The 26,534-nt window shown below is 40.9% G+C and carries 22 protein-coding genes; 12 read left to right on the top strand and 10 right to left on the bottom strand.

The window, feature by feature from the left end; genetic code table 11:
* Nucleotides 1-152: 152 nt before the first annotated feature.
* From AC13CS_RS00490 to AC13CS_RS00465, 6 genes are all read right to left on the bottom strand, one after another.
* Nucleotides 153-455 carry a type II toxin-antitoxin system RelE/ParE family toxin gene (locus AC13CS_RS00490; protein ID WP_293168049.1) on the bottom strand — a complete coding sequence of 101 codons (303 nt, stop codon included), beginning with the start codon at nucleotides 453-455 and terminating at the stop codon, nucleotides 153-155.
* Nucleotides 452-694 carry a type II toxin-antitoxin system ParD family antitoxin gene (locus AC13CS_RS00485; protein ID WP_293168047.1) on the bottom strand — a complete coding sequence of 81 codons (243 nt, stop codon included), beginning with the start codon at nucleotides 692-694 and terminating at the stop codon, nucleotides 452-454. The genes AC13CS_RS00490 and AC13CS_RS00485 overlap by 4 nt, the downstream gene beginning before the upstream one ends.
* Nucleotides 695-928: 234 nt before the next feature.
* Nucleotides 929-1,687: a type II CAAX endopeptidase family protein gene (locus tag AC13CS_RS00480; RefSeq protein ID WP_293168045.1), complete on the bottom strand. Its 759-nt coding sequence runs from the start codon at nucleotides 1,685-1,687 to the stop codon at nucleotides 929-931.
* Between the two features lie 171 nt (nucleotides 1,688-1,858).
* The gene (locus AC13CS_RS00475) at nucleotides 1,859-2,413 is read right to left on the bottom strand and encodes a hypothetical protein (RefSeq protein WP_482888263.1); all 555 of its coding nucleotides are present in this window, start codon (nucleotides 2,411-2,413) and stop codon (nucleotides 1,859-1,861) included.
* Nucleotides 2,395-2,808 carry a carboxypeptidase-like regulatory domain-containing protein gene (locus AC13CS_RS00470; RefSeq protein ID WP_293168041.1) on the bottom strand — a complete coding sequence of 138 codons (414 nt, stop codon included), beginning with the start codon at nucleotides 2,806-2,808 and terminating at the stop codon, nucleotides 2,395-2,397. The genes AC13CS_RS00475 and AC13CS_RS00470 overlap by 19 nt, the downstream gene beginning before the upstream one ends.
* A gap of 401 nt (nucleotides 2,809-3,209) precedes the next feature.
* Nucleotides 3,210-3,977: an NrtR DNA-binding winged helix domain-containing protein gene (locus AC13CS_RS00465; RefSeq protein ID WP_293168039.1), complete on the bottom strand. Its 768-nt coding sequence runs from the start codon at nucleotides 3,975-3,977 to the stop codon at nucleotides 3,210-3,212.
* Between the two features lie 88 nt (nucleotides 3,978-4,065).
* Between AC13CS_RS00465 and AC13CS_RS00460 the strand changes: the two genes are divergently transcribed.
* Nucleotides 4,066-5,694: a carboxylesterase family protein gene (locus AC13CS_RS00460; protein ID WP_293168037.1), complete on the top strand. Its 1,629-nt coding sequence runs from the start codon at nucleotides 4,066-4,068 to the stop codon at nucleotides 5,692-5,694.
* Between the two features lie 143 nt (nucleotides 5,695-5,837).
* Here the strand turns inward: AC13CS_RS00460 and AC13CS_RS00455 are convergent, their stop codons facing one another.
* The 3 genes from AC13CS_RS00455 to AC13CS_RS00445 form a co-directional block, all read right to left on the bottom strand.
* Nucleotides 5,838-6,065 carry a helix-turn-helix domain-containing protein gene (locus tag AC13CS_RS00455; RefSeq protein ID WP_293168035.1) on the bottom strand — a complete coding sequence of 76 codons (228 nt, stop codon included), beginning with the start codon at nucleotides 6,063-6,065 and terminating at the stop codon, nucleotides 5,838-5,840.
* A 3-nt stretch (nucleotides 6,066-6,068) separates the two neighbouring features.
* A complete protein-coding gene (locus AC13CS_RS00450; RefSeq protein WP_293168033.1) occupies nucleotides 6,069-6,557 on the bottom strand; it encodes a DUF2975 domain-containing protein in 489 nt (162 codons plus the stop codon).
* Between the two features lie 307 nt (nucleotides 6,558-6,864).
* Nucleotides 6,865-7,461, bottom strand: a complete 597-nt coding sequence (locus tag AC13CS_RS00445) for a Crp/Fnr family transcriptional regulator (protein ID WP_293168031.1) — start codon at nucleotides 7,459-7,461, stop codon at nucleotides 6,865-6,867.
* Between the two features lie 523 nt (nucleotides 7,462-7,984).
* Between AC13CS_RS00445 and AC13CS_RS00440 the strand changes: the two genes are divergently transcribed.
* From AC13CS_RS00440 to AC13CS_RS00425, 4 genes are read left to right on the top strand one after another with little or no spacing between them, the layout of a single operon-like run.
* On the top strand, nucleotides 7,985-13,747 hold the full coding sequence (locus AC13CS_RS00440; protein WP_293168029.1) for a PAS domain S-box protein: 5,763 nt from the start codon (nucleotides 7,985-7,987) through the stop codon (nucleotides 13,745-13,747).
* Nucleotides 13,744-14,169: a response regulator gene (locus AC13CS_RS00435; protein ID WP_293168027.1), complete on the top strand. Its 426-nt coding sequence runs from the start codon at nucleotides 13,744-13,746 to the stop codon at nucleotides 14,167-14,169. The genes AC13CS_RS00440 and AC13CS_RS00435 overlap by 4 nt, the downstream gene beginning before the upstream one ends.
* A gap of 22 nt (nucleotides 14,170-14,191) precedes the next feature.
* Entirely contained in the window at nucleotides 14,192-15,235 is a 1,044-nt protein-coding gene (locus tag AC13CS_RS00430; RefSeq protein WP_293168025.1) for a response regulator, read from the top strand.
* Nucleotides 15,207-15,587: a response regulator gene (locus AC13CS_RS00425; protein ID WP_293168023.1), complete on the top strand. Its 381-nt coding sequence runs from the start codon at nucleotides 15,207-15,209 to the stop codon at nucleotides 15,585-15,587. Before AC13CS_RS00430 ends, AC13CS_RS00425 begins: the two co-directional genes overlap by 29 nt.
* A 205-nt stretch (nucleotides 15,588-15,792) precedes the next feature.
* Here AC13CS_RS00425 and AC13CS_RS00420 read toward each other — a convergent pair whose 3' ends face one another.
* A complete protein-coding gene (locus tag AC13CS_RS00420; protein WP_293168021.1) occupies nucleotides 15,793-17,325 on the bottom strand; it encodes a sensor histidine kinase in 1,533 nt (510 codons plus the stop codon).
* A gap of 398 nt (nucleotides 17,326-17,723) precedes the next feature.
* Between AC13CS_RS00420 and AC13CS_RS00415 the strand changes: the two genes are divergently transcribed.
* From AC13CS_RS00415 to AC13CS_RS00385, 7 genes are all read left to right on the top strand, one after another.
* Nucleotides 17,724-18,335 carry a GAF domain-containing protein gene (locus AC13CS_RS00415; protein ID WP_482888262.1) on the top strand — a complete coding sequence of 204 codons (612 nt, stop codon included), beginning with the start codon at nucleotides 17,724-17,726 and terminating at the stop codon, nucleotides 18,333-18,335.
* Entirely contained in the window at nucleotides 18,217-18,918 is a 702-nt protein-coding gene (locus AC13CS_RS00410) for a sensor histidine kinase (RefSeq protein ID WP_482888261.1), read from the top strand. Before AC13CS_RS00415 ends, AC13CS_RS00410 begins: the two co-directional genes overlap by 119 nt.
* A 360-nt stretch (nucleotides 18,919-19,278) precedes the next feature.
* A complete protein-coding gene (locus tag AC13CS_RS00405) occupies nucleotides 19,279-19,860 on the top strand; it encodes an RNA polymerase sigma-70 factor (protein WP_293168017.1) in 582 nt (193 codons plus the stop codon).
* A gap of 69 nt (nucleotides 19,861-19,929) precedes the next feature.
* A complete protein-coding gene (locus AC13CS_RS00400; protein WP_293168015.1) occupies nucleotides 19,930-20,874 on the top strand; it encodes a FecR domain-containing protein in 945 nt (314 codons plus the stop codon).
* Between the two features lie 143 nt (nucleotides 20,875-21,017).
* Complete coding sequence (locus AC13CS_RS00395) at nucleotides 21,018-24,392, top strand: TonB-dependent receptor (RefSeq protein ID WP_293168013.1); 3,375 nt, start codon at nucleotides 21,018-21,020, stop codon at nucleotides 24,390-24,392.
* A 17-nt stretch (nucleotides 24,393-24,409) separates the two neighbouring features.
* Nucleotides 24,410-25,984 carry a RagB/SusD family nutrient uptake outer membrane protein gene (locus AC13CS_RS00390; RefSeq protein WP_293168010.1) on the top strand — a complete coding sequence of 525 codons (1,575 nt, stop codon included), beginning with the start codon at nucleotides 24,410-24,412 and terminating at the stop codon, nucleotides 25,982-25,984.
* A 169-nt stretch (nucleotides 25,985-26,153) separates the two neighbouring features.
* On the top strand, nucleotides 26,154-26,534 hold a 381-nt coding region (locus AC13CS_RS00385; RefSeq protein ID WP_482888264.1), incomplete at its 3' end, for an FAD-binding protein.

The following is a 26,534-nucleotide window of genomic DNA, read 5'->3' as shown; positions in this document are numbered from 1 at the left end:
CACTATACGGTTCAAGTGCAGACCTTAAATAACCCATCCTAAAACAGACCAATACCCATAGAAGACTGACCGACAGAGAACCGGTTCAGTCAACACGGCGTTCATGCTGGGTCGTACCGACCACACGAACGCTAGTTATTGCGTACAGTTTTTTATGTCAGTCGTTTTTTACTATCCATTCTCTGATGTAAAATCCTAACAATTTCGACAATTTCATTTTCGACTTTTCTGTAAAAAATCAGATGTGATTTGATTTTAGTTACTCGATAGTCTTTTCGAGTTTGTTCTGCGGATTTTCCAATCAGATAGTTATCCGCAATAAATTCAATTTCTCCGATTATTAAGTCGTAATATCTGTCAGCTTGTTCTTTAGACCATTTGTGAAAAGTATAAACCCAAATATCATTTAAATCATCAATAGCTTGTTTGCTTATTCGATATTTGTTTTTACTCATAAGTGTTGGCGATGTAATTCAGACAGGTTTTGTTTCGGGTCAAAATTTTCAACAAATCCGCTATTTTCTCCAACTTCGAGAGCTTTAATCAGTTCTCTTTCCTTTTTTTCTTCACGTTCTAACAAACGTAAAGCTGAACGAATTACTTCGCTAGCTGAACCATACCTACCAGAATTCACTTCTTCTTTGATAAAATCCTCAAAATGAGTTCCAAGCGATATTGATGTGTTTTTTCCCATTTTGGTTATAATTTTATTCAAACATACCAAATCTTGGTAACGTGGCCAAATTGCACATAACGGTTTGTATAAAAGAAGTAGGGCTGTAAATAAGCAATTACCTTTCGGATTATCAATAAGCCAAATCTTTTGTATTTTGCTTTATATTATTTCTCTAAAAGCCAAATCAAAAGATTTGGCGGCCTCGCAAATAAGCCTGAAACATTGGGTTTAGAACTTACTTGCCCTATTTTTTTATACATTGTTGCCCACAGGCTTTATGCGTTCAGATTGGTTTTTGGTCGAATAATTTATTAAAAATACCATAATAAATATAAGTATCAATCCGATTGCAACTAAACTTGCCATTTTCAGTTTTGTATTAAAATCCGAAATACGTTCTGAGATTACTGGCGTGGCGTAAAATGTCATTAAATTGTAATATAAGTGAGCAAAAATGCTCAACCAAATACTATGTGTGTTTAAATACAAGTAAGCCAATAACAAACCCCCAATAAAAGCATATAACAAACCTGTTTCAGAAAACCAATGTGCGATGCTGAATACTAATGCTGAAATCCAAAATGCTTTTGAAAAACCTTTTTGGTTAAAAATTTTCTGCGCTAAAATTCTACGATAGTAAATTTCTTCTACAAAAACCCATATTACAACAAAAACTAAAAACCTTGCTAATTCGTTATCAGCTGGTCGGTATTCTTTTTCTAATTCCCAACCTGCAAAGCTGAAAATCAGATTTTGGAAGAAATAAATCACTAAAAACATTCCACTAAATCCAATCAGAATTGCTAAGATTTGGACTGGTTTAATTGCTACGTTTTTCTTTATTGGTAGATTTTTGTAATTAAATCCTATTAATATGAAACCAGAAATTAATACCGAAACAAACCCTATTATACGAGCCGTCCAAAAGTCAATTGTAATAGAACTGTAATAAAATCCAATCAGTAGAATAATGACTGCTAACAATAAATTCAGATAAAGATTTTTAGTCATTTTTTTAGCGCGATATTTTTTTCAAGCTTGTGGGCAACGGTCACATATATGAAATGTTGGGGATTGCGCGCGTCATCACTGTCTGTCGTTACAAAAGCTGGTGCGGGGCAGAACGGTTCGCATAAACACCTAAACCCCAATATTTTATATATGATGTTGGCGTGTCGTTGTTTATTTAAGGTTATATTTTTTCAATTTATTTTCTATAATTGTTTTCTCTGGAATATAATCCCATTTGTCAAGCTCGGTTAAATATATAAATCTTCCTTGTGGTATATATCCTAAAGTCCCGCCACACCAAGCTGCAAAATTGTAATTTTTAGTAACTAACTTTCTTTTTCCGTCAATCTTGTGGATTCTTAGAACTCTTTCAAAATTCACAGACCAACCACCAATTACAATATCAATCGTGTCGTTACTAATCTTTTTACAACGAGCCCAATACAAAGAAGAAATAATTTTCTTTCTTATCAATGGGTAAGCCTGTCCATAATCTATAACGTGAATCTTAAATTTATCATAATCTGTTTTGATTCCATTAGGAATTGAATCAGTCAAAATAAAGTAATCAATTTGGCTTGAATCCTTAGTACTAAAATAATCTTTAAAAGTCTGATTGAAAAAGTCAATTTGCTGTTTTTCATCTAATGCCTGTCCATACAGATTATTAGCAAACACAAATACAACTATTAATAAACCAGCTATTTTCATCTTAAATCTTGCCAAATTTGGTTTTTATCTGCTTGTTTATAAAGAGCTTTCAATCTCTTTTGAATCCGTTTCTCAGCTTTCTTGTAATCACGTTTTGACCATATTGCTCCAAGACAATTCACGGACTTATCTATCATTATGAGTTTAATATTCGCGGTATCAGAAATAGTAATTTTATCAGTCGTTAATCCGACAAAAGAAAACTCTAAGGTATCACCAAGTTTAGTCTCTATTTCAAATAATCCATTCTCATCTGTCAGAACATGCTGATTAGATGCAAGATTTTTTACATTTACAGCAAGCAAATCCGACAGCTTATCGTCAACAATTTTCCCCTTAATCAAAAAGTCCTGACAATAAATTGAATGAACACTTATGATAAAAATCAAAAATATGAATGTTCGTTTCATGGTTGTGTCTTTGGTTACAATGCACGCCAACTAGATTATATGCTGAACTTTGTTGGGCATATACCGCCAATTGGGTTGGTTATGCCCAAGTTTTGTAATTTTTTGTTCGGTATAGTTTTCTTATGGCTCAACAAATCCTTTAGGCGCATAAAAGCTTAAATGTAAGAATTTAACAGAAAACTTGTGTGGTGCAAAAGGGAAGGCAACATGTCCACTTAAAATAAAAGTCGGATGTATTTTTTGTCCTCTCCATGGAGCGGTCTATTCAAAAAGTGGGTCCAGTTCCTTTTAAGAATCACCGATGGGGCCGTAATTCAAGTAAATAGATAGAAATAAATTTGTTGTCAGTAATGCAACTGTGTACTCTTTTCGTTTTTTAAACCCATTTTGTTATGTAGGGCTTACCTTAATTCACTCCCATCACTTATGTATGTTTTTGGCCGATTGTCGAACGGATTGGGTTTAAAACTGTACAGATAGGGTGCCTTATGGGAGTTTCCAGAAAACCTTTTTTCATGGCGCAACAAGGTATTTGCGCTCAACATTTTTCGTTGGAAACCACTACGATTAAAGGAGGTGCCGGTAATGGCCTCGTATACCTGTTGCAGTTCTTTCATGGTAAATTTTTTGGGAAGCAAATTCATGCCCAGTAGTTTTTTGTCCAGATTTTCTCGGAGGGTTTCAAGTGCTTTTTCAATAATTTGTTGGTGGTCCATCATCAGGGGTGGCAGCTCATCTAACGAATACCAATCGATCCCGTCGGATAATGGGTCTGGTTTGGGCATTACTTTTTCAAAGTTGATCAGGGCATAATAGGCAACGGTGATAAACCGGTCCAATAACCAACTATGCGATGTTATGTCCAGCCCGTTCATTTCCAAAATCCGTTTCATGGGCTCTGGGTCAAACCGTTTAACATCACCAAAGGTCCGAAATTGCTCCAAATAGATGTTCTTGAGCCCCGTCCTCTCGCTCACCCCTTTTTTAACAGCTTCTTCTAAACTCTCATTACGTCCAACAAAACCGCCGGGAAGCGCATAAAGTCCAGTATTTCTGTATTCCAGCACAAGTATTTTCAATTTTTTGCCGTTAAAACCAAAAATAACTGAATCAAATGCCAGGTTTGGAATGTAGTCTTCTTTGTTAAGGTTCTGTTTTTTTGGGACCAAAATGTAATTTTTTTCTAAATAAAGTATATTTTCTCGTAAAAACAAAGTACTATTGTAACAATATGTAACAATAGAAAAACTAGATATAATGAAAAAGCGACTACTTTCCGTGGCGTTGGTTCTCTTTGTAATGTCGGAACTGACCTCACAACAGAAAAACGCCTTTCCTGTTCAAGCCAAACTTAAGAATGGTATTATTGAAGGGCTTTACGATACTCATACGGGTATCCAAAAATATTTTGGGATACCCTTTGCAAAACCGCCGATCGGTGAATTGCGGTGGAAGGCCCCTCAGCCCTTGGACCCTTGGGAGGGTGTGGTAGAGACTAAGCGTTTTGGTCCAAGACCTGTGCAAGCTATGGTATTCGGCGATATGAAATCCCGCTCCAATGGCGTAAGTGAAGATTGTCTTTACCTTAACGTTTGGACACCAGCCAAGCGTAACGATAAAAACCTTCCTGTTCTGGTATACTTTTATGGGGGCGGAAACGTCGCTGGGGATGCATCGGAATATCGTTATGACGGTGAAAGTATGGCGAAAAAGGGCATTGTGGTCGTAACCACCAATTATCGCCTGAATATTTTTGGGAATCTGGCTCATCCAGAACTGTCCGCCGAGGCTCCTTACAAGGCATCGGGAAATTATGGACAGTTAGATCAAAATATGGCCCTTCAATGGGTACAAGAAAACATAGCTGCCTTTGGCGGAGACCCAAATCAGGTGACCATAGCTGGGGAATCTGCCGGATCCATCGGGGTTAGTGTACAGATGGCATCACCATTGTCCAAAGACCTGATCGCAGGAGCTATTGGGGAAAGTGGAGCTGCCATTCCACCGACTATGGCACCAATTCCTTTGGCAGAGGCGGAAAAGCAGGGCGTTCAATTTTTGGAAAATGCTGGTATCGAGAATATTTCCCAATTGAGAAAATTGAGCACACGCGACCTGTACGAGATTTATAATGAATCCAAGAAGTTTGGCTTTCCTATGGTTATTGACGGGTATTTACTTACCAAGTCCTTGCCCGAAACCTTTGCCTCACGGGAACAGGCACAGGTTCCACTATTGGTTGGATGGAATTCTGCCGAGATACCTGGTATGGCCTTTACCCAGGGCCCCATTACAAAAGAGGTGTTTGTAGCCAAAGTGAAGGAGGCTTATCCAGAGAATCATCAAACTGTTTTGGATCTGTATCCACATGGTACGGAAGAAGAACTTCAATGGGCAGCAACGAACCTAGCTTCCGATCGTTTTATAGCCTATAGCACATGGAAGTGGTTCGATTTGCACCGCAAGAACAGTGATGAACCCGTATATCGCTATCTATACAGTAAAATAAGACCCCCATTAAAGGATGAAAACCTAGTATCTGGATTGGCGGGCGGTACCGTGGAAAAAAATTCCAATGCCCCACAAATGCCCAAGCCCATCGGCGCGCCACATGCAGCTGAAATCGAATACGCTATGGGTAATTTGCATCTTGTGGATGATTATGCTTGGACCGCCGAAGATTACAAGGCTTCCAAAACCATGCAGCAGTTTTTTGCCAATTTTATTAAGAGTGGAAATCCCAATGGTGAAGACTTGCCCAATTGGGAAGCAGTAGAGCCAAAAGAAAATGAACCCGCCGTAATGATCATAGATACGGAGAGCAAGTTGACCAAGGCCGTAGATGATGCGCGCTACGAGTTTTTGGACAAGGATTACAAAAATTAATCCTACTTGTTGGTAAAACAGCGATAAGGCATCTTTGTTGTAGCACATCTTTTCTACAGGGGGCAATGTTTTTTTGGCATTGTCCCCTGTTCCCATTATGGGTGCAATATCGAAAACAAACCTGCATTTTAGGCAGATAGCAGTTATCCGGCGATTTTGTTTTCTTGGTCATCAACATACTCCAAGATGTCGCCCGGTTGGCATTCCAAAACACTGCAAATCGATTCCAGCGTACTGAACCTAATTGCTTTGGCCTTGCCCGTTTTGAGTATTGAAAGATTTGCCAGTGTCAAGCCTACTTTCTCGGAAAGTTCATTTAAGGACATCTTCCTCTTGGCCATTACTACATCCAAATTTACTATAATAGCCATAGGTTAAATGGTTAGATCATTTTCAGATTTGATATTCAAACCGTTTCGAAACAGTTTGAGCAAAACTGCGGCAAATACTGCGGCTATAAACGGAACAGCAGCCAATAATAACCCCATTAATATAACGCCCGGTGCATCGTCTACCTCCCCCACGTAATATATATAGGGCATTCCTCCAGTAAACATCAAACTTATTGTAAAGGCACTCAACTTAATTTTATTTAAGGCCTTGATCGATGCATTAGAAAATGCCTCGTTCCTATCAATAAAAAGCAATAGTCTGTGGGCCTGGTAGAGGGCATACAGGAAAGGAATTTCAGTAGCACATATTCCCAGTAAAATTGGCCTAAATATTCCTACGCTATCGGAGGTAATGGATATATACAATAAAAAAACAAACAAACAGATTGCTGCAATGGCCAAAAATATAACAACAAATTTTAGTAAGAGGGTGGAACCTCGATCTGTAATTTGTGATTTGATGTTTTTCATTTCTCTTAATTTTTGAATACTGAGGCAAGTAAAACAAAAATTTATTGAAAAACAATAAAAAATTATCGAATAAGATAAAATTTATAGATAATTGAAATTCAATAAGACCATTTTATCAAATAGAAAGGAATAGCTATTTATAGGCCATTGGTGTTGGTATCATAGGAGTTGGCACTTCCCTTGATTCCGGAGTAGCGCTTGTCTGTAAACAAGAAAGTTTAAGCCAGTAAACAACAACTCTTGGAGGGTCAATGGTTTTTCAATAAATACTATGCCAATATGGTAAACGAGTTTTTAAAGGAGTGGTTCAGTTTATTTCCTTCATGAGTCTGGACAACGTCTCCGGCCTTATGGCGAGATAGGATGCCAAATGCTTTCGAGGAATTCGCTCCATAATCTGGGGTTTCATATATTGCATAAAAAAGGCCAACCGCTTTCGGGCATTCGGAATTCTTGCCAGATAAACCCTGTGTTCGGCCAAAATGTAATATTCTTCGAGTAATATACGGTTTATGTGCCGCATTTCGGGAAAATGGTTCAAGCAGTATTTGTAGTCCTCATATTCCAAATAATCGCAATGCGTTTTTTCCAAACTTTCAATGTATTCTTCACTCTTTTGATTTCTAAAAAAGCCGGTAATAGAAGTGAAAACTTCATCTTCAGTATCTATCCATGTTGTTATTTCTGAAGAATCACTTATAAAATACCCTCTTACCATTCCTTTTTTAATAAAATAAAGACGGTTGCAAACCTCACCGGCTTTGCTAATAAGTTCGTTTTTTTCGAAGGAACAACTTTTTAGATGCTGAATCAGATAATTTTTTAAACTGTGGCTTAAGGGATAGATTGAGTTGAGAAATAAAATGATAAACAGATTTTTCTCAGTATTCTTTTTGGGCAACATGTAAGAAATTAGTTAGGTTTTTTGTTTGGTTCCCAAAAATACCAATTACAAAAGGTTTCTGTATGTTGCAGACCATGTTTTTCAATTTGGTGAACAGATGTTTTAGGTTTAACAAATCTGCCCACCTTTTAGTTTACCGAAAATGGTGCTTTAGGAGCTTTTTCCACGTTTCTGACCAATTGTGCACCTCAGTTGAATTAGTTGATGGTTTAGGAAAATAAACCTATTGCCCCCATCGTTTTCTATAAAAAGTGTAAGAAAAAGAGACGGAAAATTTTAATTTTACAGGGCCTTGACCAGCCGAACATGTCATCAGTTGATGGCGTTTAACAATGCATAAAAATTGATTTTGATATATAAAAAATCTTCATATTGATATTGGTATCACTCTAAAGCGATGATTTAAAATAAATTGCCCGAAAATTACTTTGTTACTATATTTTCATGCTTTAGATTTAAGTATTCACAATAAATTATTGTTTATATTTCCATATCAAAAAAAACCTTAACCTACCAAAAATAAATGAAAGACTATAGCCCATTGTTCCATGATAACCCAAACCCCATTTGGGTCCATGAAGTTGATAGGAAGAAAATTTTGGAAGTGAACGAGGCGGCTTTGAACCTCTATGGATATTCCCGAAAAGAATTTCTATCGCTCTCATTTCAAGATCTTTTATCTGATGTTGCTGACCCGGATTTATCGACATTGTTCCATGATTTGGACACTAAGAAAACAGCTTCGTCTCAAAAGACAATTGTTTTTGGGAAGATGGGAAATCCCATAAAATGTAAATTTTCCTTTCAAAAAGTGTTTTTTCAGGACAGGGATTGTATAATGGTGACTACCACAAATATTGAACATGTAGAGGCGATGAATTCGGAGCAATCCCTTTCCGATTACTTGCGAGTAAGGGCTTCGCAGATTGCTAAACTAGGGTATTGGAAACTTGATATAGATACAGGAACATTAATATGGTCGGACGAAGTTTATCATATTTGGGGTGAGGAAAGGGATAAATTCAATGTCAATTTCGATTCTTTTTATAACAGTATTCATCCAGATGACAGGTTGCTTTTTGACCAAGAGCAGGGGAGTGCTTTGGAAGGTATGCAAGAACTCGATTTTGTCCACAGGATAATTCGCAGCGATGGAAAAATTAAGTGGGTTCACGAAAAGGGCAGGTTAATTAAGGACAGTAAGGGCAAGCCACTATCTTTTGAAGGAACCGCCCAGGATATTACAGCGCAAATAGAGGAGGAACAACGGCTTAAACTGTTGGAGAGCGTGGTAACCCACACCAACGATGCCGTTATGATCACCGATTCGGGGCCTTTGGAAGAAGAAGACCCAAAAATAGTTTATGTGAACAGGGCTTTTACCCAAATGACAGGGTACACCCCCGAAGAAATCATTGGCAGAACCCCTGATATGTTAAGAGGTCCAAAGACCGACAGAAATGAATTGGAACGGTTCTACAAAACCTTGACCAAAGGGGAACCCTGCGAGGTCATCATTACCAATTATCGAAAAAATGGGTCGCCGTTCTGGATCAATATCGCAGCTTCGCCCGTTAAGGATGCCAAAGGTAGGATCTCACATTATATTGCCATCCAAAGGGATGTTTCATCAAAAATAAATGCCCAGCGCGAAAGGGATTTTCTCGCCAAGATCAGCACCACCTTCAAGGACAATGAAGATCTGGGCAGTTCCCTTGAACAGGTATGCAAACGGGTCACCTTTCACGGTGGGTTCACTTTTTGCGAAGTCTGGTTGCCCAGCACACACAAAAATAGCCTTCGGTTCGCGGCCATGTACGGGAAAGATGAAGCTGGGGAAACATTTTACAAACACTCGAAGGACACCAGCGAGATGGAATTTGGCGAGGGGCTTCCCGGAACGGTATGGGAAACCGAGCAATCGGTGCTCTGGGGCAACATTGACCAGAACCGACTCTTTATAAGAAAAAGGGCTGCACAACAATCGGGCATAAAGTCGGTATTGGGCATTCCTTTAAAACACCGGGGCACCATCGTTGGCGTATTGGCCGTTGGCACCCCTGAAAATGAAAAACAGTTCAAGGTGCATTTTCCCGTACTGTCCAAATTGGAGGATTACTTGGGGTCGGAGATCAACCGCAAACGATTGGAGGAGGACCTGACGTACTTGTTCGAGACGCTGCCGGACCTTATTTGCCTATTTGATTTCAATGGGAATTTCCTTAAAATAAACAAGGCCGGGTGCGACATACTGGGCTACTCCGAATCTGAGATTGTTGGTTCTGCCGCCTACAGGTTTATACATGTCGAGGATAGGGGAATTTCCGATGGACTGCTCCAAAAGATAACGGACGGACAGGAAATCTTCGAGATCGAGAACCGCTACATCACCAAAGCGGGCAAACCCGTCTGGCTCAGTTGGCACTGCAAGGTAGTGTTGGACGAAGGGGTGGTCTACGCTACGGCCAAAGATATCACGGAACCCAAAAAATTACAGGAATTGGTCTCCGATGCATTCCGATTGGCCAAAATAGGCGGCTGGGAAATTGATATGATCCATGAAAAGTTAACATGGTCGGAAGGGGTGCACCAAATTTATGAAACCGACCCACTGAGCTATGAACCGGAGCTGGAAGGAGCCATTGATTTTTATAGGGAAGACCACAGGGAAAGGGTCAAGGATGCTATAAGCTTGGCAATGGAAAATGGGTCGCCCATAGAGTTTGAGGCAGCATTGATATCCGCCAAGGGCAATGAGAAGTGGGTCAGGGCGATGGGACAGGCCGAAATGGCCAATGGGAAATGTATCCGCCTTTACGGAAGTTTTCAGGATATTACGGACCTTAAGGAAACAGAACACCGACTCCAAAGCATCACCAATGACCTGCCGGGGGTTGCTTTCCAATATATCGTCTATCCCGATGGAACCAATAAACTGGCTTCGGTCAGCCAAAAATCCATGGAAATATGGGGGATGAGCCCAGAAGATTGTGAGAAGGATACCGAACCTATATGGGACCAGATAAAGAAAGGTGGCGCGTATGCAAAACTCCAAGGGGAAATCCAAAACTCCATTGAAACGCTTTCCCAATGGTACAGTCGTTGGACAAGCATACTTCCCAACGGACAGCTACGTTGGCACGAAGGCTACGGGACGCCCTACAAATTGGCAGATGGCACCGTTCTTTTCAATTCCATGATCTTCGACATCACCGATGAGGTCAAGTTGACCCATCTTTTGGAAGAAACCTCGGAACTTTCTAAAATAGGAAGCTGGGAAATGGACCTGCTTTCAGAGCCTGGAGGCGATACCATGTACTGGTCGCCCATGGTCCGAAAAATAATAGAGGTGGACGAGGACTATGACGCCTCCTTGAGCGGTGGTCTGGAATTCTATACCCCCGAAAGCAGGGTCAGAGTGGAAAAAGGAATCGAAGAACTTATCGAAAAGGGCACGGAATACGACCAAGAGGTACTGTTAAAAACCAGTTCGGGAAAAGAAAAATGGGTGCGGATCATTGGAAAAAGTGAACGTTTAAATGGGGTGTGTACCAAAATATATGGAAGTATACAGGACATCCACACAATGAAAACTACCCAATTGCAGCTTCAGGAAATACTGGGTAGTATATCGGATGCGTTTCATGCCGTGGACAAGGACTGGAACTTCACCTACTTTAACAAGGAGGCTGAAAATTTACTAGGTAAGAAAAGCGATGAGGTATTGGGCAAAAACATTTGGGAACTTTTTTCCCCTGCCTTGGGCACCGAACTGGAAAACGTGTACAGAAGGGTCGCCAAGAAGGGCAGGGCAGAAAGCTTTGAATACCGCTATCCTGGCAATGGGGCTTGGTACGAGATCAATACCTACCCATCCAATGGCGGTGTTTCTGTCTATTTTAAAAATATAAATGAAAGAAAAAGGGCCGCAGAGGCACTAGAGACGGCCTTTCGGGAGAAAAATATGATCCTGGAGAGCATCGGGGATGCCTTTTTCGCCATGAAGGAGGACTTTACCGTAACCTATTGGAACAAAACTGCGGAACGCTTACTAGGGGTGAAAAGGGAAGACCTGATTGGTAAAAACCTTTGGGAGATGTTTCCCGATGCGGTGGACCTGCCTTCCTACACCAACTACAACAAGGTGCTCAAGACCCGTGAACCTATCTCCTTTGAGGACTATTACGGCCTTTGGCTGGAGGTCAATGCCTATCCATCGGAAGAGGGCATTAGTGTGTTTTTTAGGGACATCACGCAAAAAAAGAAGGCAAACGAGAAAATTTTGCACAAGACAGAACAACTGGACATCATTGCCGAGATGAACACGGAGCTTCTTAATTATGACGACTGGTTCAAAGTAGTTGAAAAAGCGTTCGGGAAAGTAGGCAAGTGTATTAAAGCGGACCGGATATACTATTTCCAAAACTCCCTCAATGAAAAAACTGGAGAACTGGAAACCAGCCAGCGCTTGGAATGGAGTAATGAAGGGGCGCCTTCCCAAATAAATAACCCCATGCTCCAGAATCTTTCCTTCAGTATGGTACAGGATTTTATGCAACCTCTGTCCCAAGACAAGGCTTTCATGGCCATAGTCAGTGAGATGCCGGACACAGATACCAAAAGGCTTCTTCTTGAACAGGACATCAAATCCATTTTAGTATTCCCGTTATGGGTCAATAAGAAGTTTTGGGGCTTTATTGGTTTTGATGACTGTAAAAACGAAAGAAATTGGAGTCAAGACGATATTTCCTTTTTAAGAACAATAGCAACCAACCTTTCCACGGCAATAGAAACTTCCATGACCAACCAAGAATTGGAACGCTCCTATAATGAAAAGCATCAGATATTGGAAAGTATTGGGGATGCTTTTTTTGCTGTTGATAAAGATTGGACGGTCACCTATTGGAACAAACAGGCTGAACATGTGCTGGGGAGGAAAAGAAAGGACATTGTGGGCAAAAAGCTTTGGGACGAATATGCCGATGCCGTTGAGTTAGAGTTCTATGCGCAGTACCACAAGGCCATGGCTACTGGAAAAATGGTCACTTTTGAAGAATTCTATCCCGCGCTGAATATATGGTTCGAGGTATCTGCCTATCCAAGTAATGAAGGGCTTTCGGTATATTTTAAGGACATTACCTTGCGCAAGGAAACCGATATCGAGATCTTACGGGCCAACGAACGTTTTGAAAAGGTGGCAGAGGCGACCACCGATGCAATTTGGGACTGGGACATTGAAAACAAGGTCTTCTACCGAAGCTATGGTTTTGAAAAACTGTTTGGGCACAAGGTCAAAAGGAGCTTGGAGGAAAGTGAGGTATGGGAAGACAGTTTTTATGCGGACGACCTACCGGAGATCAAGTCCAGCCTCAAGGAGAGCCTGCAAGACCCTTCCAAGGAATTTTGGAAGAGGGAATACAGGATTGTGCACGAAAACGGACAGGTCAAAACCGTGGTCGATAAAGGGGCCATCATCAGGAACGATTCCGGGCAGGCCATCCGCATGGTGGGCGCCATCACGGACATCAGCGAGCGCATCCAACACGAAAGGGAATTGGAAGAACTGAACGAAGCGCTCAAAAAAAACATCAAGGACCTGGAGATCACCAACGACCAGTTGGAGCAGTTTGCCTTTATAGCCTCACACGACCTCCAGGAGCCGCTGCGGATGATCACCAGTTTTTTGAACCAGTTGCAACGAAAGTATAGTGGCCAATTGGATGAAAAGGCAGACCAGTACATCCACTTTGCTACCGATGGGGCCAAGAGAATGAAACAAATCATTCTGGATCTTCTCGAATACTCCCGTGCAGGAAGATTGGAGGAGAACCCCGAGACCATTGATCTTAATGAGCTGATTGAAGAGTACGAAGTACTACGGAGCAGGTTGATAAAAGAAAAGTCGGTAAAGATTGTCAAGGGAAAACTTCCCAAGGTCACCTGTTATAAGGCACCATTGACCCAGACCTTGCATTGTTTGATGGACAATGCCATCAAATATTCAAGGGAAGGGGTGCCCCCGCAGATCAAAATCACCGTGTCCAACAAGAAAGATCACTGGCAAGTGAAGATCAAGGATAACGGTATTGGTATTGATTCTAGCTTTTATGACAAAGTTTTTATTATCTTTCAACGACTTCATGACAGGGATACCTATGGTGGTACGGGAATGGGGTTGGCCATATCCAAGAAAAATGTGGAATCTTGGGGCGGCAAGATCTGGTTGGAGTCCAGACCAGGAAAAGGAAGTGCCTTTTATTTCACTATAAACAAGAAGAAGTCATGAAAACCGTACACATATTATTGGTCGAGGATAATGAAGGGGATATTGTTCTGACCCTTGATGCTTTTGAGGAGAGCAAGATCAGAACCAATATCAGTATCGTAAAAAACGGTAACGATGCCCTGGACTTTCTTTTTAGAAGAAACAAGTTTGTAGATGCCCTGCGCCCCGATCTTATCCTTTTGGACATCAACCTGCCCATTTTCAACGGGCATGATGTGCTCAAGAGAATAAAGCAAGACCCTTCCTTGAAGAAGATTCCCGTGATTATGCTCACCACCTCTTCGAACCAAAGGGACATCAATATGGCATACGAAAATCACACGAACAGTTATGTGACCAAACCTATAGATATGGATGATTTTATGAAGGCTGTTTTAAAAATTGAGGAATTTTGGTTACAACTCTCCAAATTGGCCGATTAATATTAAATAAAAATGACCAATAATGAAGGATGACCAACAACTTTCCGTACTGGTAATCGAGGACAATCCCGGTGATTTTATGTTGATCGACGATTATTTGCTCGAAAAATTCAGTGCCATCAAGGTTATCCATCAGGAGACCTTTGAATCGGCCATATCGGAGCTCAAATCTTTTGAGAACATCGACATCATTTTGCTGGATCTTATTTTGCCCGACCTGAAAGGGGAACAATTGGTGGAAAAAATCCAAGAGGTCAGTGGCAATATTCCTATCATTATTCTAACAGGCTACTCGGATATTGAACTGGCCAGAAAGATATTGTCCAAAGGGGTGTCGGATTTTTTGATCAAGGATGAGATCAGCCCGGAGATCATATACAAGTCCATTATCTATGCCCTTGAGCGAAAAAGTTACATCGCCAAATTGAACAAAAACAAAAAGATATATCAGGACCTGTTTGATTTTAGTCCCCAACCCATGTGGATCTTTGATCCATCAACCCTCCATTTTTTGAATGTCAACAAGGCGGCCATTGATAAATATGGCTATACATTGGAGGAGTTCAAGAACATGACAATTAAGGACATTAGGCCAAAAAACCACATGGAGTTTTTGGAAAAAAGTTTGGAAGAGCGCAAAAGAGAAGACCGGGACAGCTATGCCGGTGTGTTTTACCATACTTTAAAATCAGGTGAGACCATTTGTGTGGAGATCTATAGCAATAATATTGAATATGAGGGCAGAACGGTACGATTGATACTGGCAAGCGACATCACCGAAAAGCAGGAATATGTGAGCACTGTTGAAACCCAGAACAAAAAGCTTAAAGAAATCGCATGGACACAATCGCACGTAGTCAGGGCACCTTTGGCACGTATATTATCGGTAATACACGTACTGGAACAAGACTGTGTGGAACCCCATGATTTTCCCGATCTGCTAGAGAAAATAAAAATGTCTGGCGATGAACTGGATAAAATTATCCAAAATATTGTTGCTGAAACCAAAACTATGATGAATTTGAGTAATTTCGAACATGGAAAAAACAATAATACTGGTAGATGATGATCCAACTTTTAACTGGGTATCATCAAAATTGATTAAAAAGGTTTCTCCAGACCTCAAGGTAATTGAGTTTTCCAATGGTAGGGAGGCCTTGGACTTTTTACAGGATAATTTTAACGAAAAGGATCATTACACCATTTTGCTGGATATTAACATGCCGGAGATGAACGGATGGGAGTTTATGGATGCCATAGAGCAAAGCGATTGGGTCAACAGCAAATCAATATCAGTATTTATAGTTTCCTCTTCAACCGATCCGAGCGATATGGAAACTGCAAGAACCTATGGATTGATTAAAGATTACCTACAAAAGCCACTGAACTTTGATGTGGTGAACGAGATTGTTTTGTAACAACAAGATTTCTGGTGATGTAAAGGACACCCCAGAAGTGAATACTTTTTTGTGGGTTGGGTATCATCACTTTCAATAATTGCGTCATAAGGTGTTCATAGGCATTAAGGGTGAATTTTGATTATGTGATTTGTTGGATATCTAAATAAATATACTAGAGCCGAGGTACATATCTTATAAGAAAAGGCTACCATTCTTAAAAATACTATTCCCCTTTTCTGGTATCGGGACCGGGTACCTCTCTGTCCTGCACATGGCCAATGGCAGTATCCTTAAAGCGCAATATAAAGTTGGTGCCTTTGCCTATTTCACTTTCACAGATCAGTTTACCACCGTTCATTTCAACAAAATCCTTTGCAATGACCAAGCCAAAGCCAGTGCCCTTTTCTCCCTTTGTTCCTGTTCTTATTTCCGGTCGGTCATCATGCCCAAGTCTCTCGAACCAGTCACTTTGCATTCCTACACCAAAATCTCGCACACCAATTTCAACGCATGTGGCATTACTTTGTGACCATAAAATCACTTTTTGGCCATTCTGGGTAAATTTAATGGCGTTGGAAACCAAATTGCGGAGAACCACTTTAAGCATGTTTGCATCCATTAAAAGTGTTGGATGCAAAACCTGTAGCTCAATGTCAATATCCTTGTCTTGGGCCATTCGTGCAAACTCGTGTTTTATGGAGCTGAAAATAGATTTTAAGTCACATAAACTTTTATCCAATTCCATACCATCCAGTTGTTTATGGGACCATTGAAGTAAGCCATTGACCATGGAAACTTTATCGGAAATTTCATTCTTCAATTTTTCTAAAATGGGTTGTAGTTCCTTATCCGTTAAATTGGATTGGATCAATTCAATGATAGCAATGAAATTGTTCAGAGGTGCCCTTACATCATGGGTAAGTAGCGAGAACAGTTTATTCTTGAGTTGATTGACTTTTTCAAGTTCCTCGTTTTGATCTTCAAGTGTTTTTTTGGCGAGTTGGAGGTTTTTTGTTTGCTTGTCGACTTCATTTATTAGCATTTGGTTTGCATTAAGCTGTAATTTTAAATGTTCAGACTCAATAGCTTTATACTTAAACCCAATGATCAGCGAAAAAAGGATTAACTGGATAGTTACTAAGATTGAAGTTGTAAGAATGATCGGATAGGTGTAAAAATCAAAATGTCTTTTCAAAAACCAAGTACCTATGTACAATATTGCGGCCAGTAGAATGGGAGTGTAAGAATACAGATAGTACCGGTTCAATTTATGGGCATGGAACAACCGAAACCCTGAAAATATGTTCAGAAACATAGAAGCCATGGACATAATGGCGGCGAACAGCACAAAAAAATCATTCAACCACTCGATCCTGGTAGTTAAATTATTTGTGATATGCAAAATAGGGAGGCTGCCAACGATTCCAACAAATACCTTATAGGTTCTGTACAAATTGGGAAAAGCGTCCTTTTCTATACTTAGGTAATTTTTTGTAAAAAGCAATAATCCCAAAGTTGAGATCATGGCCGTGGTAAGGGAAGCCTTATCTGCTATTATTGAAGCCGTGCTGCCAAAAGATCCACCTAAAAAAAAGTAAAGGCTCCAGTGTAGGGTCAACCCAAAGATGAGTATAAAGTAATAGAGCAAAACCTTATACTTTAACACGAAAAAAGAAAGCAGGTGATAGATACCAAAAACACTAAAAACAGAAGTGAATATAATGGTTTCTAGATACCTAAAATCAGGAATGTCCATGTTTGGTTAGGCAGTTGGTTAAGCACATATTTGTTGGCAGGCCAAAAAGGTGTTCTTTGGTTTAAAGGAATCCAATATATATTTTTTTGGCATAAATAGCAAGAATCTAACGCTATTGATCCTGTGTTTAAATAATGGATAACAGAAACTTAAAGCAGCAGGTAAATTTGTCTGTGCCGGTTTTTTTCTGCTTTGGGTAAAATCACAATACCGTTTCTGCTCATAAACAAAATGGTCTGTTATTGGTTGGGAACCGATTTATTGAGGCAATCACATCTATCTTGGATTGTGAATATAATTACTAAGCAACCCTTAAATTTAATTTAAGCTTAGTACTTATTTGATTGGAGTTCAACATCTTTTAATTTATTTTTGCCAGGCAAATAAAAAATTAGCTGATGGATGAGTTTGAGCGTAAGAATGCAGAATATGAACGGATTAAAAAACTGAACGAATTTGACCTCGATTATAGGAATCTTCAGACCGAATTTGAAGGCTTGATCCAGTTGGCTGCCAATATTGCCGATACAGAGTTGTCCTTGATCAACTTAATTGATAATTACTCCCAATGGACAGTAACATCAAATTCTTCGGAATTCATGCAAATTGATCGCGAGGACTCTGTTTGTCAATATACGATTCACACCGAGGAATTAATGGAAGTCCCACGTCTTGATGAAGACGCTCGGTTCAGAGACAATCCTTTTGTTAAAGGAAGTGAAGGATTCAAATACTATCTGGGGATTCCACTTAAAACACAAACAGGCGAAAGTATCGGAGCACTTTGTGTAATAGATTTTAAAGAAAAGAACATCTCCTCCGAAAAGAAAAAATTGTTAAGGCTTGTTGCCGACGAGGTTGTAAAGAGGCTCGAGGACAAAATGAAGTTGGATGTACTGCAAGAACAACTTAACAAGGCCATTGTACAACGCAACCAAATGGCACACGACGTTAGAGGGCCTGTGGGGGGGGGGGGGTATTCTTGGACTTACCGTAAGTGCCGAAAATGAAACGCTCGATGATGGGGAATTTGGGATGTACATGGAAATGATAAAGAGCTCGGCTTCCAAACTCATGGATTTTACCGACGATATATTGGACAAACAAAAAGCGCAGCAGAAAGAAAATTATTTTAACCTCTCGGAATTAAAAAAACACCTTCACGATCTTTATGTGCTAGCCGCCCGTAACAAGCAGATAAACCTTGAATTTACTTATAATGAAACAAAAAATCATTATAAATTTTCAAGAAGAAAACTGCTCCCTATTGTTGGGAACCTTATCGCCAATTCCATAAAATTTACAGCCCCAAAAGGGGAAATAAAGGTAAAACTTGACATAATACAGCAAGAAGAAAACCTATCGCTACAGATAGAGGTGGGGGATAATGGAAAGGGTATTTCAAAAGAAAAACTCCAAAAACTGACAAACTCGGATCTAGGGGAAGATAAGGGGACGAGTGGTGAAAAGGGATATGGTTTAGGCATTAGGCTTGTTACGGATATGGTGAGCAGTATCGGGGGCAAGCTCGATATTACCTCAGAAGAAGGTAAAGGAACAACTGCCACTGTGGAAATACCTATTGGTCTATAACCAAAAAAACGAGTAAGTACCACCTTACATTTTAGTCTTAAAATTAATTAAGGCCAAAGAATTTTAATGATTTGTCCTGGTTCTTTTTTAGAGTTTGGGTGGCAACCCATAGCTGTTTTTTGTACTACTGCCCCAAGTTTGTTTTGGTTTGACTCAATACTTTTTCTTGTTTAGGTGTAACCAGGGTACCCCATTGAATAAAACTTCTTTATTATTCAAAGTTCCCTGACCAGTTTCTCAATTTTATCAACTAAACCAATGGATTGTATTTTATGGTTTATGAAAATAGGGGTGAATGAAAATTTGCCGTTAATCCGAAATTTGTAAATTGCAGGGTCAAATATTTGCATTTCCCAACAAATGAAGCCAGAACATTTGCATAACCTCAAAATCAACGCTCTTTCAGATAATGGCATAGAGGACGATTTCAGTATGATGTACGAGTTCTATAGGCCTAAGCTTGTTGTAATCGTAAAGAGTTATATTTCTTCCCAAGAAGATGCCGAGGAAATCGTTCATGATGTTTTTATCAAACTATGGGAGAAATGGGAAACTCTGCAGATTACCTCAAATTTTACGGGCTATATCTATAGTATGACCCGAAATGCATGCTTAGACTATTTACGAACAAGAAAGAATAAGCTTACCAAAGACATGTCTGCCGAACAGCAGGAGTTTTGGTTGAACCATAGCGCTTTGGCAGATGATATGGCCTCTTCCATTTTGGCAAAAGAGTTACAGGCCCTGGTTGATGAAGCCATAGATGAACTACCAGAAAAGTGCAAAAAAGTCTTCAAGAAAAGTCGCTTGGAAGGACTCTGCCACCAAGAAATTTCCAAAGAAATGGAGATTTCCCCAAAAACAGTAGAAAACCACATTACCAGAGCTTTAAGACAGCTTAGAGCAGCTTTGAGCGAGTATTTGCCCACCCTATTTTTTTAATTTTTACATCCAGACTAGGGGATGTTTCCCTTTTTTACGTCTTGCTAATAAATACCGTTCCTGAATACAATGAACAAAAAGGATATTATTGCATTGGTCGAAGGTCGTCTGACCAATGAAAGAAAGCAAGAAGTTGTCAAGTGGTTGCTCAAAAACCCAAAACAACAACAACGCTATCATATTTTAAAGGCAAAGCATGTGGCCAAATCACTAAAACAAAGTGGGCATGGCAATTCCGGTAGTCCAAAAAAGATATATGCAAAATGGTATAAATATGTGGGGTACGCAGCTTGTGCAGTCTTAATTTTTTCTCTTGCATATACATTAATCTTGCCTGCGGACCAAACCGAAATACAAGACAGCCCTCAAATTACATTGGAAACTTCAATTGGCGAGAATAAAACAATCGTGTTGTCCGATGGCACCAAAGTAACCCTTAATGCCAACACCACATTGTCTTATCCCAAGGAGTTTTCTGGTGAATTAAGAGAGGTTAGTTTAAAGGGCGAGGCATTTTTTGATGTGTCCCACAATCCCAAAAAACCTTTTATGGTCGCTACAGGAAATGGGATGAAAATTCAGGTCTTGGGAACAGTTTTCAATGTAAAATCGTACCCGGAAGACCTTAATGTGGAAACAACCTTGGTCTCAGGTAAGGTAAAGGTCGTAGAAGAACGGGACCAAAAAACAGTGGTGTTGAACCCTTCCCAAAGAGCCACCTATGTTAAAGATGCCGACAAACTTATTGTGGATAATGTACAGACCGAAAACTTTACCGCATGGCGCCAGGGCAAACTTATTTACGATGAGACACCGATACGTCAGGTAATAAGCGATCTAAAAAGAAAGTACAAAGTTGACATATCCGTTGAGTCACCGGGCATAATGGACTATAAATATACAGGGGAGTTCGATAACCTTGGTATAGAACAAATATTGGATCTTTTTGAAGTTTCCTCACCGATACTGTATCAAATGAAAAATAACCAAATAACACTTTATATGAAGAAATGACCCAAAAAAGAGAGGAGGGTGTTCCCGCACCCCCCTGCTCAATAATTATTTAACCACATAGAAATGTAATTAAACATCGTAAACTCATCAAAATTATGGAAAAAAAGGAACTTTTTTTACCAAAGGTCCCAATTATTAGGATAATGAAAATCTATTTAATCTTAGTGGCACTTACCCTGGCCAAGTTATTTGCTTCTGAGGCAAATGCCCAAAGTATTTCGTTAGAGGCAAATAATGTGAGATTAAAGAGGATATTGAACGAAATTGAACGCAAGAGCGATTACAGCTTTTTCTACAACAACAGTATTGTAGATGTGTATTCCAAAAAATCGCTCAAAGTAGAGAATAAGACATTGGATGCCGTATTGAACGAGCTGTTCTCGGAATCCGATATCGCCTTTAGCTTTGTGAGAGATCAAATCATTCTTTTTCCAAAAGACAACCCCGAAATTAAAAACAAAATAGAGCGTCTTTTAAACAAGCATGTCGATAAAATGCCGACAGCCTTGAGTCCCGATAGGATCAATGAACTTATCAGGACCACGGTACAGTTTACCGTTAATGGAAAGATCACGGACAATGCGGGCACCCCTATTCCGGGAGTATCTATTTTGGTAAAGGGGACCTCCAAGGGTACTACTACCGATTTTGATGGTAATTACAGCATCATGGCAGATACAGGGGATGTTCTTATGTTCAGCTACATAGGTTTTGTAACCCAAGAAATCGAAGTGGGCGACCAACAGACCATAGATGTTGTTCTAAAAGAGAATGTGGCCGCCTTGGAAGAGGTTGTCGTTGTAGGTTATGGTACCCAGAAAAAATCCGACCTCACCGGAGCCGTTGGAGCCGTGGATAGCGAGACCCTCTTAAAAGCTCCAGTAAGCAATCCCCTCCAAGGGATGAGGGGCAAAGTAGCCGGTGTAAACGTGTTTTTAAACTCCGGTTCTCCAACAGGATCCCCTAGAATAGTGATCCGTGGTGTGGGTACCATCAATTCATCAACAGACCCCTTATATGTTGTGGATGGTGTGGTAATGGACGACATCCAATTCATAAACCCCAACGATATTGAACGCATGGAGGTATTGAAAGATGCATCATCCGCTGCAATATATGGGGCAAGGGGTGCCAATGGCGTGGTTTTGATCACCACCAAAAGAGGCTCAAAAGATGAAAAAATCTCAATTGGTTATGATGGTTTCTTGAGCGTAGGAAGCATCCGCAAGAAGATGGATTTGCTGAACGCGGAAGAGTGGTTGGAAGTAGTTCGTACAGGTATGGAGAATACTCCAAAGTACCGTCCTGGCGACCCAGCCCCCGTATTTACGACCAATGACCCAAATTTGTTCGATGCACAAGGAAACCCGCTTTATGATACCGACTGGCAAGATGAAGCCACGCGTACTGCCTATTCCAACAATCACCAATTGTCCATTCAGCAAGGGAGTGAAAAATCATCCATAGGGGTATTTTTGAATTATTCTCATATAGAAGGAATAATGCTGAACAATGAATTGGATAGGATCAGCGGAAAAATCGCTTATGACGTTACTCCAAAAGATTGGCTAAAATTGGGTGTTAACCTTATGGTGAACGATGTTAAGGACACCGAATTTGAAGAGGGCGGTGGTGGCCAGACACCAAGAAGGACCATGATTGAAATGCCCCCGATTTTCCCGGTAAAATTTCCCGATGGAACGTGGAGCAATAGCCAAATGATCAGCGATGCCTATAACTTGGAGTCCATGTCCAATCCGGTTCACGTATTGGAAACACAGGAAAGGTTCTGGGAAAGAAACCAACTTTTCGGGAATTTCTATGCCAATTTCAATATTTTGCCAGGTCTGGAATTTAGAACGCAATTCGGTTTCGATAAAAATATCAGGAACAAAAAAGAGTACTCGCCACGAGATTTGGTAAATATTTCGGCACCCAATGGTTTTGCCCGTATTTTTAATGAAAAAAGTACCTACTGGCAGCAAGAAAACTATCTTACCTACAATCAGGATTTTGGTGACCACAGCATCAATGCCATGTTAGGTTTGAGTTGGCAAGAACGCACTTACGAATCTTCCAACATTTTTGCGAGAGGGTTTAGTGACGATTTTTTCCGCTACAACAATATCGGGTCAGCAAGTAATCCAAGTGCACCGGAATCTACCACCAACGAATGGGCACTTAATTCCTATTTTGTTCGTGCCAGCTATTCCTATAAGAGTAAATATTTGCTGACTTTGACAGGAAGGGCAGATGGCTCCTCAAGATTTGGTGAGGACAATAAATACGGATTCTTCCCATCCATAGGTGCTGGTTGGAACATCAGTGAAGAAGCCTTTATGGAAGACGTAACCGCAATCAACCGACTTAAGCTACGTGGTAGCTACGGTATAACAGGTAACACGGAAATCGCCCCCTACAGCTCATTGGCAACAGTTTCTTCGGGAACGGTACTGTTAAATGGCACAAGGGTTAGTTCAAGCTCCGTAAACCGTTTGGCAAACCCAGGATTGGAATGGGAAAAAACCAGTCAGTTTGATATTGGATTGGATCTTGCCGCCTTTGATTATAGGTTGCGTTTGGAGTTCGATTACTACGATAAGTTGACAAAAGATCTTTTATTGGATAGACCAGTGCCCTATACTTCTGGATTTACTTCGGTAAGGGACAATATCGGTTCCGTTTCCAACAAGGGTATCGAGGCCATGATTACGGGAGAGATTATCCGTAAAGCCGATTTCGGTTGGGAGACCTCCTTTAACATGAACTATAACAAGAACAGAATTGAAAGTTTGGGCGAAAACGATGAAGACATCGAACCCGGGCCATTCTGGGTATCCGGTAGCCAGACCATTCTTCGAGTTGGAGAATCTTTGAGCTCTTTCTGGGGATACGAGCGTTTGGGCACATGGGGAACGGACGAAGCTGCAGAAGCAGCTGAGGTTGGTGCTGTTCCAGGAGAGGCCAAACGATCAGCAGAAAAGAAAATCCTTGGAAAAGGCCTGCCGGATATTACAGGAAGTTTCATAAACACCTTCCGTTATAAGAATTTTGACTTCACCGCTGATATCCAATTTGTGGCAGGGGTAGAGATTATGCAACAATTCTATCACTCTACCGAAGACCGTTCAGGCATTGCAAACGGACTTGCTACCATTCTTTATGATGGTTGGACCGAAAGCAACCAGAACACCATGGTACAGGAAATTAGGAACCAAGCCTATGCAGGACAGAACAGCCAGGTAGACAGCAGATGGGTCGTGGATGGCTCCTACATCAGAGGAAACCTATTCTCCTTGGGCTACAATTTTAACCAGCAGTTTTTGGATTTGATGGGTTTGAACCGTTTGAGAGTTTATGCCAGTTTGGAAAACGCATTCGTAATCCATTCCAAAGACTTTCAAGGGTACGATCCCGAAGCAACTTCTTGGGGCGGAAATCAATGGGGACAGAACATTTTCTTCTTCCAATACCCCAAGCCTAGGACTTTTACCATAGGATGTAGCCTCAAATTTTAATCCATAAAAAAAATATCATGAAAATTAAGTATATAGTTTTTCTAATCGGAATAATTGTATTGGGGTCTTGTTCGGACTTTTTGGAAGAACAACCTCTTGCCGAACTTGATTCCAACCAGTTCTTTTCAGAACCAGATCAAGCATATAGTGCAGTAAATTCATTATATAGAACAGGTGCTCCAAATATGACCGATGGTGGAGTTTATAGCGGAACCCCCCTAATGTTGGGCGGATACATGTCTGGCTATTTCTATAATGAGTATGCAGGTCAAGAGCTGCACGTGAGCAATACACAGGAACTCACTTTGAACGGCGATAATATCGGAGGTTATTTGCAGGACAGATGGAGAGAGCTCTATTTAGGAATTTCCAGAGCAAACAACGCTATCAAATACATACCGGAAACACCCGAACTGAGCGATTCCGAAAGGGCCCAGTTGTTGGCCGAGGCCAAATTTTTCAGGGCATTTTCCTACTATTATTTGGTAAGATGGTTTGGCCCGGTTCCATTGACGACGGAGCCCTATGAATCTTTGGAGAACCTATATCTGGAAAGAAGCCCGATAGCCGATATATATGCTTTGATAGAGCAGGATTTAAAGGATGCCCTCGAAGGTGGACTGCCAACGGTAAGTATGGTCGACAATGGCAAACGTGTTACTGCCGGGGCAGTGGCAACCTTATTGGCCGATGTTTACCTGACCATGAGCGGAAATCCTTTAAATGCCGATCGTTACGCCGATGCAGCGGCATTATCCCAGGAAATCATCAACGGAACCTACGGTTCTTATGGTTTGGTACAGCATGATGAAGTATCTCCGGGAGTAATCGATCCAGAAAACTCAGCATACAACAAGATCAGAAAAGGGGATGCATCAGCAGTGGAGCATATTTATATCAAAGAATATGATCCAGAGATAGCTACTTCGGTTTATCCAAGATATTCCTATCCCGTGGCACTAGCTTCAGAAGTTCTTTATGACATTACCAATGGGGGATATTTGCCTTCAGAAGGATTTTTGGACCTCTATGACCCTGACAATGACCTTCGAATTCAGGAAAAGCAGTTTTTCCATTCCAGTTTTGAAGGTACAGGTCAGGCTTTTTCAACAGCACCTTATATATGGCATGATGACACAGCGGTATTTGAAACGGCAATGTCTGGAAAGGATTTTGCAGTTTATGGTTATGCCGATGTGCTCCTGATCGCTGCCGAAGCCATTGCAAGATCCAGTGGGGTAACCTCCGATGCCATCAACTATTTGGCTCAAGTACGCTCCAGAGCTTATTGGGAATCCGATTTGGCCACGGTTGAAGCAGACCTTACCGGTTTGGGAACTGAAGCTTTTGTACAAGAGGTGTGGAAAGAAAGACACAAAGAATTGGTGTTCGAATTCAAAACTTGGTTCGATATTGTTCGCACAGGTCAGTTTCCGGTAGCCGATGCACCGGGCAGTATATCCTTTGTAAATGCAGTGGGCCATACCACAGAAAGAGGCAAACAAATTGAAGAAAAACACATGTTGTTGCCTTTGCCAGGACCTGAGCTTCAACGTAACCCTAGTCTGGGTACCGATAATAATGGCTATTAAACATATGTAAGATGTATGGGGCCCATGGAATCCTTTATGGATGATGGGCCTCAATTTTATCATTCAAGATGTTTGAGGCAATCCGTTGCATGACATGTTTATGTCAACACAGCGCAATGGTTGTCCGTTAAACTTGATTCATTTACCCATAAAAACCAAACATATATCCATGCAGATTATAGAGAACAGCACTGTTTACGATGCTATTATAGTAGGTTCGGGAGCAGGTGGCGGTATGGCCGCCAAAGTGCTTTCGGAGTCTGGGTTAAAAGTTGCCGTAGTCGAGGCCGGTCCCTTTTTTGATCCGGCCATGCCGGAGCACCAAACCCAGTTGAAATGGCCCTACGAGAGCCCCAGGCGCGGCAAGAGCACGCGATTCCGTCCCTTCGGGGACTTCGATGCCGCCTATGGCGGCTGGGACATCGAGGGGGAGCCCTACACCCAAGGGGAGGACACCCGATTCGATTGGTTCCGTTCCAGGATGCTGGGCGGACGGACCAACCACTGGGGAAGGATATCGCTGAGGTTCGGTCCGAAGGACTTCAAGCAC

Source organism: Flagellimonas sp. B-3, assembly GCF_056857835.1.
This window is presented reverse-complemented; position numbering and strand designations above follow the sequence as displayed.